Here is an 11,890-nt window from a genome sequence, read left to right as displayed (position 1 = left end):
ACGGGGTCAGGCGTGCCGGAACCAGCGGGACTTCTTCTTGATCTCCACGTTGCCCGCGCGCACGAGGCCGTGCACGACGAAGTGCGGTCGGCCGTTCACGCCCGTGCCCACCTTGTCCTTCAGGTGGCTCGCGGCCAGCTCGACGCCGTCCGCGTTGACCGTCGCGCCCTCCGGCAGCACCAGCTTCACCGAACCGGCGGTCACGTCCAGCTCGATGTCCACCACCGCGTGCGGGATGGACGCCTCGCGGAAGTCCAGGTCCGTCGTCCCCATCCGGCTGCGCACGACGAGCTGCCGGGGCACCGTCCAGTTGCCCTTGCGGTTGACCGTGGACATGGTGGCCTTCAGCTCCTGCCGGTCGGCGGGCATGGCGACCACCTGCTCGTTGTGCACCATGCCGGGCAGGTCCAGCAGCACGGCGTTCAGCTCGCCGCGGGTCCGCGCGGCCAGCGCCGTGTCGGTGCGCTCGGTGAACTCGTCCAGCGTGATCAGGCCGCGGCCGATCGCCTTCTGCAACAGGCCGACGACGTGCTCCCGCTCGGCGTCGGACACCCGGAAGTCCTTGGGGTCGGTCATGGGTCAGCCCTCCGGCTCGACGTCGAGCCCGTGCTCGATCGCGTACCGCGCCAGCTCGACGCGGTTGTGCAGTTGCAGCTTGCGCAGGGTGGACTGCACGTGGTTCTCCACCGTGCGGTGCGAGATGACCAGCCGGTTCGCGATCTGCCGCGCCGTCAGCCCCTTGGCCACCAGCCGCAGCACCTCGGTCTCGCGCTCGGTGAGCTGCGGCTTGTCGTCGTCCGGCGTGGCGGCCATCCGCCGGTACTCGCCGAGCACCAGCCCCGCCAGCCCGGCGGTGAACACCGCGTCACCGGCCGCCGTCCGGTTCACCGCCTCCACCAGCTCCTCGGCCGACGCCGACTTCACCAGGTAACCGGACGCGCCCGCCTTCACCGCCTCCAGCACGTCGCTGTGCTCGCCGCTCGCGGACAGCACCAGCACCCTGGTGCCCTCCAGCGACCCGGTGATCAACGTGGTCGCCTCCACCCCCGTCGTCTCGCCGAGGTTGAGGTCCATCAGCACCACGTCCGGCCGCACCGCGCGGGCGATCCGCACCGCCGACGCGGCGTCGCCCGCGGTCGCGACCACCTCGAAACCGCGTTCGGCCAGGTCGCGCGCGACGCCGTCGCGCCACAGCGGGTGGTCGTCCACCACCATCACGGAAACGCTCATCGGTAGACCCGCACCTCCCATTCGGCGCCCTCCCCCGGCCCCGTCTGCAGCTCAAGGGTGCCACGCAGCGCCTCGACCCGGCCCCGGATGGACTGGGCGACGCCCATCCGCCCCTCCGCCTCGGCGGAGGCCAACCGGCCCTCGGGGATGCCGGGGCCGTCGTCGCGGACGCTGATCACGACCTCGTCGCCGAGGTCCTCCAGCAGCACCCACGCCCGCGCGTCCGGGCCCGCGTGCTTGTCCACGTTGGACAGCGCCTCGCGCACCACGGCGGTCAGCTCGAACGCCGTCGCGGCCGGCACCATCACCTGCGTGGCCGGTGTGGACACCTGGAACCGGGACGTGGCCAGCAGCTGCAGCGCCGGCCGCAGGTCCGCGTCGCCGTCCACGGTGGACTCGGTCGGCGCGGCGGCCACCAGGGACCGCAGCGCGACTTCCTGCTCACCGGCCAGCTCCGCCAGCTCCGCCGCCTCGCCGCCGAGCTCCGTGCCGCGCTTGCGCACGCGCGCCAGCACTTGCAGCACACCGTCGTGAATGGACCGCGCCAGCCGCTCGCGCTCGGCCGTGGCCGCCTCGGTCCGCAACGCCTGCGCCAGCCGCACCGCCGAGCGGCGCGCCGTGGACGACGCCATGCCGACCACGAAACCGGCGCCCGCCAACAGGACCACGTCCCGCACCAGGTCCACGGTGAGCCCGCCCCGGTTGAGGTAGGTGCTCAGCCCGACCACGAAGCCGGACACCGCGCCCGCGACCTGCCCGCCGAGCGCGCCCGCCGCCACCGGCGGTCCGGCCGCCCAGATCGTGGTGATCAGCGGGACGTTGAACAGGAACTGAGCATCCGTCATGATCAGTGGTGACAGGGACATCAGGCCGCACGTGATCGCGACGTCCGCCACCACGACCCACGGCCGCCGCCCGTCCTCCCGGCTGTACGCCTGGATGGTGAACACCGACCAGAGGGCCATCGCCGCGATCGTCGCCCACGCCAGCCACTGCCGCTCGTAGTAGTTGTGCTGGACGATCGCGTTGCCCAAAGCGAACAGGAACGTCACTACGCGTAGCGCTACCGTTCCCCGCCAGAGGTGTGCGACCGGGTCCTCCATGGCCGCTGTCCCCTGGTCGGATGGCTTTGTGTGCACGGTGTGCTCCCTTCACGCCCAATCTTGCCGTGTCGGAGTGGCGCAGCTAACCCCCAGGTGGCCGTCTGTTCCGATACCGACACATGTGGAAGGCTGGCGGGAGTCACCGAGCGTGATCTCACGGGGCCTGATCGCCTCCGGGGGTGAAGATCACGTCCGCGGACTGCTGCGGCGAGGGAGGGCCGAGCGTGCGCCATTGGCCATTGTGGACGCTGAAGCGCTCCGCGCTGGCCTACTGGCTGCTCGTGGACCTGCTCGCGCTGGCCGTGGTGGTCTACGCGATCGTCACGTCGCCGCAGCCCTCGCCCGGCGAGGTCGGCCGGTTCGCGGCCATCGCGGGCACCGCCGGCGCGGTGATCATCGGCAGCTCGATCCACAGCCACCGGGTGGGCGAGGCCGCGCGCAACCCGTGGGCCGCCCACCTGTGCTACCTCACCGCGGGCCTGGTCGCCCTGCCGTGCAACCTGCTCGTCCTGCTGCTCTTCGGCCCCGCCCTGCACGGCGTGCTCACCCAGCGCCCCGAGTCGCACCGCTGGGTGTTCACCCTGTCCGCGACCACGCTGGCCGTGTTCGCGACCCGCTACGTCATCGGCTGGGCCGAGCCGCGCACGGACCTCGTCGTCATGGTGCTCGGCGCGACCGTGCTGCTGGTGCTCCGCGCCGGCGTGATCGCGATCGGCCTGAAGCTGCGCAGCCCGCGCGCCCGCGGCGAGGAGGTCATCGGCGAGCCGATCGACGTGGTGCTCGGCATCGTCGCGGTGAGCATCGGCGGCCTGATGGGCTTCGTCGCCATCACCACCCCGGTGCACGCGCTGATGGCCGGACCGCCGCTGGCCCTGCTGGAACGGGCGGCGCAGCTGCCGCAGTGGCGGCGTTCCGCCCAGCGCGACGCGAAGACCGGCCTGGCCAACGCCGTGCACTGGGACGGCCGGGCCAGGTACGAGCTGTCCAAGGCACGGGTGCGCGACCGGCCGATGGCCGTGATGCTGCTCGACCTCGACCACTTCAAGCGCGTCAACGACGAGGTCGGCCACCTCGCGGGCGACTCGGCGCTCAGCGCGGTCGCCCTGCTGCTGACCGGCACGGTCCGGCGCGGCGACCTGGTCGGCCGCTTCGGCGGCGAGGAGTTCGTCGTGCTCCTGCCGGACGCGGAGCCCGCCGTCGCCCGGTCCGTCGCCCAACGCGTGCGGCACGCCATCGCCGACCTGGCCGTGCCCACCGTCGGCACGGACGGACGGGAGCACCTGCTCACCGGCCTCACCGTGAGCATCGGCGTGGCGACCACCCAGCGGTTCGGCTACGAGCTGCCGGACCTGCTGGTGGCCGCCGACGCCGCGCTGCTCGCGGCCAAGGGCTACGGCCGCAACCTGGTCGAGATGGCCTGACCGCTACTGCCTGCCGCTGTGCTCCGCGGGCGGGCCCTCGGTGTCGGTGTCATCCGAAAGAGCGTCCTGCATCCGATTGACGAGTCCGTCGTCGTCGACACGATCCCCGCCCGTGTCGACGGGGCCGCTCTCCTGCGGCTCCAGCACGTCGACCTGGCGCGGCTCCACGTCCCGGTCCGACTCCGACAGCAACGACCTGATCCCCGAGTTCAGCACCGCCAGCAGCGGCACGGACAGCAGCGCGCCCGCGATGCCGCCCACGACGAGACCGGTGGTGATCGCCAGCACCACGGCCAGCGGGTGCAGCTTCACCGCGCGCCCCAGCAGCAGCGGCTGCAGCACGTGGCTCTCCAGCTGCATCACGCCGATCAGCACGGCCAGGATGATCAGCGCCTCGATCGGCCCGTTGGCCACCAGCGCCACCAGCACCGCCACCGCGCCGGTGATCACCGCGCCCACGATCGGGATGAACGCGCCCAGGAACACCAGCGCCGACAGCGGCACCACCAGCGGCACGTCCACGATCCACAGGCCGATGCCGACGCCGACCGCGTCCACGACCGCCACCAGCGCGGTCGCCCGCACGTACGACACGAGCGAGGCGAAACCACGCCGGCCCGCCACGTCGGCCCGACCGCGCACGTCGCGCGGCACGATCCGGATCAGGAACCGCCAGATCGCGTCGCCGTCGTGCAGGAAGAAGATGAGCGTGAACAGGGCGAGGATCAGCCCGGTCAGCAGCTCGCCGACGGTGGCCGCCGTGGTGAGCGCCCCCGAGGTGATCTCGGTCTGGTTCTCCTTGACCGTCTCCACCACCCGGTCCAGGTACTGCTGGAGCTGCACGTCGCTCAGGTGCAGCGGCCCGTCCTTGAGCCAGCCGCGGATGGTGTCCAGGCTCGCGCTGACCTGCTCCTGCAACTGCGGCAGGCCCTTGGAGAACTCGGTGATCACGAACGTCAGCACGCCGCCGACGACCGCGATGCCGCCGACGAGCACCACGCCCGTGGCCACGCCGCGCGGGATGCCCGCCCGGTTCAGCTGCGACACCGCGGGCGACAGCAGCGCGGCCAGCAGCAGCGCCACCCCGGTCGGGATGACGATCGTGGCCATGAACCCGACCACGTGGAACACCACGTAGAGCGCCGCGACCACGGCCACGAACCGCCAACTCAGCGCCGCCGAGACGCGCAGCATCCGCGGCACCCTCTCGCTGATCTCATCGCTCCCCGTCACGCGGATCACGGTAGTCGGACCGGTCGCCGGGAGTGGGCCGGTCGGAGGCGGTCGCTGGCATGTCGAAACCCACGTTTCGGATTCCGGCAAACCCTGGCGGAACCGGCACGGCGGGTGATCGGATCGCAGGCGTGACCGCCGAGGAGACCGTCGAGGACGCCGTCCGCGCCGCCTTCGCCGCCGGACGCCCCCTGCGGTTCGACCCCAGGACGCCCAAGCGCGAGCGCACGGTCCGCGGCGAGGTGCTGTCCGGGCTGCTCACCGGCGGCAGCCCGCGGACCGCCTCGCTGAAGCTGATCGGCGCGAACGTCGTCGGCTCGTTCGCGCTCGAGGGCGCGCGGGTCCGCCACGTGGTCGACTTCCTGGACTGCTCCTTCGAACGGCCGCCGGACCTGCGCATGGCCCGCCTGGTCGGCCTGCGGATGCGCGGCTGCAAGGTGCCCGGCCTGTGGGGCCGCAACCTGCGCGTCGGCAGCGACCTGGTGCTGGAGGCGGGCTTCACCAGCGACGGCGTGGTCGACCTGACCGACGCCTCGGTCGACGGCACGTTCCGGCTGGCGGGCGCCGTGCTGCGGAACAAGGGCGGCGACCACGCCCTGCTCGCCGCGCGCATCCGGCTGTCCGGCTCGTTGCAGGCCGTCGCGTTGCGCGCGGGCGGCGAGGTGCGGCTGCGCGGCGCGGACGTCGGCGGCAACGTGCACCTGGGCGGCGCGCGCCTGCTCAACGCCGGCCAGAACGCCCTGGACGCCACCGGCGTGGCCATCGCGGGCACCCTGTTCTGCGACGCCGAGGGCGGCCGGTTCACCGCCGAGGGCCGCATCCTGCTCGACGGCGCGCGGATCGGCGGCAGCGCCGTGTTCTCCGGCGCCCGCCTGCACGCCAGCGTGGTCGACCGACCGGTCCTGGTGATCCCGCGCGGCACCGCCGACGAGGCCGCCGCGCTCGTCGCCGACCGGATGCGGGTGGAGGGCAACGTCGAGCTGGACGACGGCTTCACCTCCTCCGGCACGGTCCGCCTGCCCAACGCCGAGATCGGCGGCTACCTGCGGCTGTCCGGCGCGGTGATCGGCCGCCGGGACGCGGTGGAGGACCCGCCGGAGGCCGCCGGCGAGGTCGTCCAGCGGATCCCGGTCGCCCTGCACGCGGACGGCATCCAGGTGCGCGGCGACCTCGAAGCGCGCGGGGCGGTCAACGGCGGCTTCCACGGCGACGGCGAACGCGACGCCGCGTTGAAGGCCTACGGCCAGGTGCGCCTGGTGGACGCGCACGTGCGGGGTAGCGCGTCCCTGTCCGGCGTCGAGCTGCACGGGCCGGGCATCGACGTCCTGTTCGCCGACCGCCTGCGCGTCGGCGGCACGCTGTTCCTCCGCGACCTGCGCGCCCGGGGCTCGCTGCGCCTGCAGAACGCCGGGATCGGCTCCACCCTCGACTGCTCCGGCGCGTCCCTGCTCTCGCCGCGCCGCCGTCCCGACGGCACGGTGAAGCCGTCGCTGGACGCCCGCGTGGCCACCGTCGGCAAGGACTTCCTGTGCAGCCACGGCTTCACCGCCGCGGGCGGCGTGCGGATCCGGCTCGCCGAGGTCGGCAAGATGGCCACGTTCGCGGGCGCGCGCCTGGGCGGTCCCGGCAGCGACATCGCGCTGAACGCCTACGGGCTCACGGTGGGCCAGCTCGTGCTGCGGCTCTCGGAGGACCGGATCCCGGTGGGCCGGGTCGTGCTGACGCGGGTCGGCGCGGCGACCGTGATGGACGGGCCGGGGCTGTGGGCCGCCACGGGCGGTGTCGACGTGGAGGACTTCACGTTCAGCTCGATCTCGTCCACGCCGCACGTGGACGTGCGCACCCGGCTGCGCTGGCTGCGCGAGGTGCAGCCGGACTTCGCGCCCGGACCCTACGAGCAGCTGGCCGCGGTGTACCGCGACGGCGGCGAGGAGGAGCTGGCGCAGCTCGTGCAGCTGGAGAAGCAGCACCGGCGCTACTCGGAACTCGGCGTCGCCGGCCGGGTCTGGGGCTTCCTGCAGCGCTGGACGGTCGGCTACGGCTACCGGCCGTGGCTCGCGATCGCCTGGCTGACCGCGTTCTGGTTGGCGGGCGCGGGCTGGTTCCTCGGGCACGAGATGCCGAAGCTCAACGAGGACGAGTCGCCGTCGTGGAACGCCTGGCTGCTGTCGATGGACCTGCTGATCCCGATCGTGGACCTCGGCCAGGACGGCAAGTGGAAGTTCAGCGGCGCCTCGCAGTGGATCTCCAGCACCCTGATCGCGGTCGGCTGGATCCTGGCGTCCACGGCCGCCGCCGGCGCGGCCAGGGTGCTCAAGCGCGTCTGATCACTCACCGTCACGGTCAGAAGCACAGAGTGTTCGTCACACGATCCGGCGAACCAGGTGTGGATGGAGTGCGCCAGCGCCTCGCCTACTGGCAGTCTCTCGTCGTCGGCTTGATCACCTCGATCACGTCGCCGGCGAATCCCAGAGCTCTTCGGCGGAGGTTCCAGCGATGTCGTGCGTTGACCAGCGAGTGGGAACGGGGGCGGGCCGCGTTCGGCGGCTGCTCTCCCGCGCCCTGCTGGTCGTCGGCGGCACGCTGGCAGGCACCGCCGCGGCCTGGGCGTTGTCCGCCACGGCGGCGTCGGCGCAGATCCCGGTCGTCGACCCGGTCACCGAGATCGCGCACGACTCGCTGCCGCCCCGTGCGGCGGAGGGCTCGGTCGAGGCCGCGTTGGCCCCGGTCGGCCGGGCCGTGCACGACCTCGACACGGCGCTGAGCACCCCCCGGGTGCCCGAGCCGAGCCCGCCCGACCTGCGTCGGGTCGCGGAGGACATCCGCGGCACCGTCGGGGGCGTGCGCGACTGGTTCCGGCGCCCCGCGTCCGAGCAGGCGCCCGTCGACGTGGTCGTCGGCGGCGCCGTGACGCGGCACGTCACCGAGACCACCCCGGCCGCCACCGCCGTGCCGGTTCCCGCCGGCACCCCGGTGGTGCACGGGGTGTTCGGCAAGCTCAGCCGGTCCTGGCTGGACGCGCCGCGGCCGCAGGTCGTCGCGCTGTCCGGCGACGGCGGGTCCTCCCTGCCGGGAGACCCGTCCGGTCTGCCGTCGATGCCGTTCGCGCCGCTCGGCGCGCCGGCCCACTGCTCCTGCGGTGGCGACGGCTCCGGCTCCTCCGGCGGCGGCAACGGCCCGTTCACGGCCGTCTCCGCCGACCGCATCGACTCCGCGGTGGCCCGGGCTCTGTTCCCCGCCACCGAGCGGAACACCGTGACGCCGGGCAAGCAGCCCGGCATCACGCCCGACTGACCACAGCGCGCGGTCCGCGGCAGCTCATCGACGAGCTGACCCGGTGCTCGACCGTCGCGCCGCTCGCGTGCGCTCCCACACCGGTCGAGACGCCGCGCTCCCCCTGAAGAAGAGACCCGGGTGGTCGTCCTCTCCGACGCGGTCGCCGCGTCCGACCACCCCTCACCTCCCGCAAGGGACACCGGAAGAAGGAGAACCCATGCAAACCTGGGCCAAGCGCGGTCTCCAGACCGCACTTGTCACTGGTGGTTTGCTGATGCTCGGCACGGGCATCGCTTCAGCCCAGGAGAACGTCAACCCCGACGCGAAACCGAACCCGCTCGACGCGAAGGTGCGCGTGCCGGTCGACGTCGACCACAACAACCTGGGCACCCTGGTCGGCAACCACGACCTGCCGACCATCCACGAGGAGATCGGCACGCCGAGCGCGGCCGACCTGCCCGTGCGCGACGTCGCCGTCCCGGCCAACCCCCTGGTCCGCACCGCGCAGGAGCGGACGGCAGGCGTCGAGGCCACGGGCCTGACCCGCGGCAACACCGCCGACGCCGACGTGGTCGTGCCGGTCAGCGTCTGCGGCAACGCGATCGCCGCCGGGGGCAACGCCTACAGCGACGGCGTGTGCACCCAGTCGGCCACCAGCGCCGGCGAGATCAGGACCGACGGGTCGCGCGGCACGCTGGCCGGCAACGTGGCGCACGCCGCCGCCGCCGTCTCGCCCCAGGTCAACGGCAACGCCGTCGCGGTCCTGGCCAACGCCGAGTCCCACGCCGCGTCCTACCAGCGCGCGGTCGCGGGCGACCGGGTCCGGACCTCGGGCGAGGACGGCTCGCTGTCGGGCAACATCGCCGCCGTCCAGGGCGCGGTGCCGGCGCAGGTGACCAACAACGCGGTCGCCGCGGGCGGCAACTCCTTCAGCGGGGCAGCGTCGTCGAACGACGCCCAGGCCACCGGCTCGCTGAGCACCACCGGCGAGCGCGGCACCGGCACCGGCAACGTCCTCGGCGCGCCGGTCGCGCCGGTCCTCGCGGTCACCGGCAACGGCATCGGCGCCGCGGGCAACGCGGACACCGCCACCGAGAACCGGGCGTCCGCCGACGCGGGCACCACCCAGCGCGACCGGACCGACCTCCCGATGTGGTCGTCCACCTCGGGCAACGACGGCACCCTCGCGGGCAACGTGGTCCAGCCCGCGTTCGCGGGCCCCCTCGCCGCGGGCGGCAACGCCCTGACGGGCGGCGGCAACGCGCAGGTCGACAACGCGATGGCGCACGACGCCGAAGCCGGCGGCAACAGCTACACCTCCGGCCAGGACGCGGTGCTGTCCGGCGCCTTCGCCGACGCGCCCATCGCCCTGCCGGTCTCCGGCGCGGGCAACGCGCTGTCCGGCGTGGGCACCACGTCGGCCCGGCACGCGAACGAGGCCACCGCGGTCTCCGGCGGCGACACGTACACCAACGGCGACCGCTCCGTGCTGTCGGCCAACTCGGCGAACCTGCCGCCGGCCGGCGCGGCCGACCTGTGCGGCAACGGCATCGCCGGCGGCGGCATCGCCGACGCGGACTGCCGCAACGACATCGTCGCGGACTCCGGCGGCTACAACGGCACGACCGGCAACGACGCGGTCGGCTCCGGCAACGTCGGCCAGGTGCCGCTCGGCGCGCCCGCCGAGGCGTTCGGCAACGGCCTCGGCGCGGCGGGCACGCCCACCGGCCGGGCCACCGAGAACAAGACCCTGCGCTCCGGCAAGGTCGCGACCAGCGTCGACGACAACGGCACCGGCTCCAGCAACGTGGTGTCCGCACCGACCGCGCTGGGCGGCCAGGTGTTCGGCAACTCGGGCGGCGCGGTCGCCAACCCGACGTCGAAGACCGACAGCGACACCGAGATCGACCTCGGCAACGCGCCCACGGCCAACGGCAAGCACGGTTCCGTCTCGGGCAACATCGTGCACGTCCCCACCTCGAACCCGGCCCAGGTCTTCGGCGACTCCGCGGTCGCGGTCGGCAACGGCTCGTCCGAGACCGACAGCAAGCTCGACTCCCGCTCCGGCGGCGCCGCCACCACCACCGGTGACGAGGGCTCGCTGTCGGGCAACGTGCTGTCGCTGCCCGAGGCGTCCTCGCCGCAGGTGTTCGGCAGCGCGATCGGCGCGGGCAGCAACGTCGAGTCGGAGAGCCGCAACCAGTTCGGCTCGCACTCCGGGGGCGACGTGCAGACCTCCGGCGACGACGCGTCGTTCTCGGGCAACGGCATCGGCGCGCAGCCGTCGATCCCGCTGCAGGTGTTCGGCGACGCCGTCACCGCCGCGGGCAACGGCGAGTCCCGGACGGACAGCCGGACCGGCCTGATCGCCGGTGGCCGGCACCTGACCTCCGCCGAGGACAGCGCCTGGTCGGGCAACCTGCTCACCGCGCCCGCCGCGGTCACGCCGTCGGTGCACGGTGACGCCGTGACCGTCGCCGGTCTCGCCGACGCCGCGACCGCCAGCCGGTCGAGCAGCAGGTCCGGTGGCGTGACCACCACCGAGGGCAGCGGCTCGGTCACCTCGTACGACATCGAGGTGCCGACCGAGGCGTTCGCCCGCATGTTCGGCATCCCGGTGGACGTGCTCGGCACCGCCACCACGAACGCGCAGGACAGCAACGACGTGCGCACCGGCGACGACCGGGACGACACCAAGCCGGTCGCCGACGCGAACCGGGGCATCCAGCTCCCGGCGAGCCTCGACAGCCTGCTGCGGGTCACCGAGCTGCCGACGCTGGACCTCGTGAGCGGGCTGGCCGGGTACACCGTGCCGGTGGGCCTGCCGGGGATCGGCGAGCTGCGCGGTCTGCCGCTCGACCGCCTCCACCAGGTCCAGCTGCCGGGCAGCGGCCTGCTGGCCAGGGCGGTCCCGAAGCCTGAGGCGCCGGAGCTGGACGTGCCGAAGCCCGAGCTGCGCAAGCGGGAGCTGTCGAAGGCCGCCGCGCCGGTCTCCGCCCTGTCGCAGGCCGAGCTGCCCGAGGCGAGCGCACCGATCGGCGCGCTGTCCAAGGCCCAGCTGCCCGAGCCGGCCGCGCCGGTCGGCGCGCTGTCGCAGGCCGAGCTGCCGACCCAGCAGCTGCCGCGGCTCGACAACATCGAGCGGGCGCTGCGCTACGGCCTGCCCGCCGTCGCCGAGGCGACCCGCGCCGCCCTCGGCACCGTGCCCCTCGCGGGCGTGCTGACCCGTTCGGTGCAGTCGGCCTCGGACGAGCGCTCGTTCGGCGGCAGCCTGCCGCTGGTCGGTGACCTCACCGCGACGCAGGGCCTCCCGGTCGTGGAGAGCCTGCCCGTGCACGACGTGCCCGCCGGTCTCACCCCGGCCGGTCGCGCCGTGTCGTCGCTGCCCATCGCGGCGCCGGCCGGGTTGCCGTTCGTGCTCCCCGTGCCCGGTGTGGCGCAGCCCCGCAGCGAGTCCCCGATGGTGCCGCCGCTGGCGCTGAGCGGTCTGAACGTCAACCCGGTGCAGGGTGGCGTCGGTCCGGCGCGGTTCACCGAGGCCCAGGCGCCCGCCCTGGCCGGCATCGACGCGCAGAGCGTCTTCAGCCCGCTCGAGGACACCACCGTGATGCCGCGGATCTGACCCAC

General features: G+C 73.7%; 8 protein-coding genes. 4 read left to right on the top strand and 4 right to left on the bottom strand.

Features of this window, described 5'->3' with window-relative positions:
• Positions 1-6: 6 nt before the first annotated feature.
• The 3 genes from AB0H12_RS12595 to macS are packed head-to-tail and all read right to left on the bottom strand — an operon-like array spanning position 7 to position 2,333.
• Positions 7-576 carry a DUF1707 SHOCT-like domain-containing protein gene (locus tag AB0H12_RS12595; protein WP_499622899.1) on the bottom strand — a complete coding sequence of 190 codons (570 nt, stop codon included), beginning with the start codon at positions 574-576 and terminating at the stop codon, positions 7-9.
• A gap of 3 nt (positions 577-579) precedes the next feature.
• Positions 580-1,230: a response regulator gene (locus AB0H12_RS12590; RefSeq protein ID WP_123744858.1), complete on the bottom strand. Its 651-nt coding sequence runs from the start codon at positions 1,228-1,230 to the stop codon at positions 580-582.
• Entirely contained in the window at positions 1,227-2,333 is a 1,107-nt protein-coding gene (gene macS, locus AB0H12_RS12585) for a MacS family sensor histidine kinase (protein WP_499623179.1), read from the bottom strand. Before macS ends, AB0H12_RS12590 begins: the two co-directional genes overlap by 4 nt.
• Before the next feature lie 224 nt (positions 2,334-2,557).
• Here macS and AB0H12_RS12580 point away from each other — a divergent pair, with 224 nt between their 5' ends.
• Positions 2,558-3,754, top strand: coding sequence for a GGDEF domain-containing protein (locus AB0H12_RS12580; RefSeq protein WP_499622897.1), 1,197 nt, complete (start codon positions 2,558-2,560; stop codon positions 3,752-3,754).
• Between the two features lie 3 nt (positions 3,755-3,757).
• On the opposite strand, the gene AB0H12_RS12575 is transcribed toward AB0H12_RS12580, so the two are convergent.
• Entirely contained in the window at positions 3,758-4,948 is a 1,191-nt protein-coding gene (locus tag AB0H12_RS12575; RefSeq protein WP_499623178.1) for an AI-2E family transporter, read from the bottom strand.
• A 170-nt stretch (positions 4,949-5,118) separates the two neighbouring features.
• Between AB0H12_RS12575 and AB0H12_RS12570 the strand changes: the two genes are divergently transcribed.
• From AB0H12_RS12570 to AB0H12_RS12560, 3 genes are all read left to right on the top strand, one after another.
• The gene (locus AB0H12_RS12570; RefSeq protein WP_499622896.1) at positions 5,119-7,314 is read left to right on the top strand and encodes a hypothetical protein; all 2,196 of its coding nucleotides are present in this window, start codon (positions 5,119-5,121) and stop codon (positions 7,312-7,314) included.
• Positions 7,315-7,483: 169 nt separating this feature from the next.
• Entirely contained in the window at positions 7,484-8,281 is a 798-nt protein-coding gene (locus AB0H12_RS12565) for a hypothetical protein (RefSeq protein ID WP_499622894.1), read from the top strand.
• 199 nt (positions 8,282-8,480) lie between these two features.
• Positions 8,481-11,885, top strand: a complete 3,405-nt coding sequence (locus tag AB0H12_RS12560; RefSeq protein ID WP_499622892.1) for a beta strand repeat-containing protein — start codon at positions 8,481-8,483, stop codon at positions 11,883-11,885.
• Positions 11,886-11,890: the final 5 nt, after the last annotated feature.

Origin of the sequence: Actinosynnema sp. NPDC023794, assembly GCF_040639675.1 — a bacterium.
GTDB lineage: Bacteria > Actinomycetota > Actinomycetes > Mycobacteriales > Pseudonocardiaceae > Actinosynnema > Actinosynnema luteola.
The sequence above is the reverse complement of the archived record's forward strand: the minus strand, read 5'-3'. Positions and strand labels throughout refer to the sequence as shown.

What these genes read in the sequence shown, in the direction of transcription:
- macS (WP_499623179.1), bottom strand. Translation starts at nt 2,333, where the DNA reads ATGGAGGACCCGGTCGCACACCTCTGGCGGGGAACGGTAGCGCTACGC.
- AB0H12_RS12560 (WP_499622892.1), top strand. Translation starts at nt 8,481, where the DNA reads ATGCAAACCTGGGCCAAGCGCGGTCTCCAGACCGCACTTGTCACTGGT.
- AB0H12_RS12575 (WP_499623178.1), bottom strand. Translation starts at nt 4,948, where the DNA reads ATGCTGCGCGTCTCGGCGGCGCTGAGTTGGCGGTTCGTGGCCGTGGTC.
- AB0H12_RS12565 (WP_499622894.1), top strand. Translation starts at nt 7,484, where the DNA reads ATGTCGTGCGTTGACCAGCGAGTGGGAACGGGGGCGGGCCGCGTTCGG.
- AB0H12_RS12595 (WP_499622899.1), bottom strand. Translation starts at nt 576, where the DNA reads ATGACCGACCCCAAGGACTTCCGGGTGTCCGACGCCGAGCGGGAGCAC.
- AB0H12_RS12590 (WP_123744858.1), bottom strand. Translation starts at nt 1,230, where the DNA reads ATGAGCGTTTCCGTGATGGTGGTGGACGACCACCCGCTGTGGCGCGAC.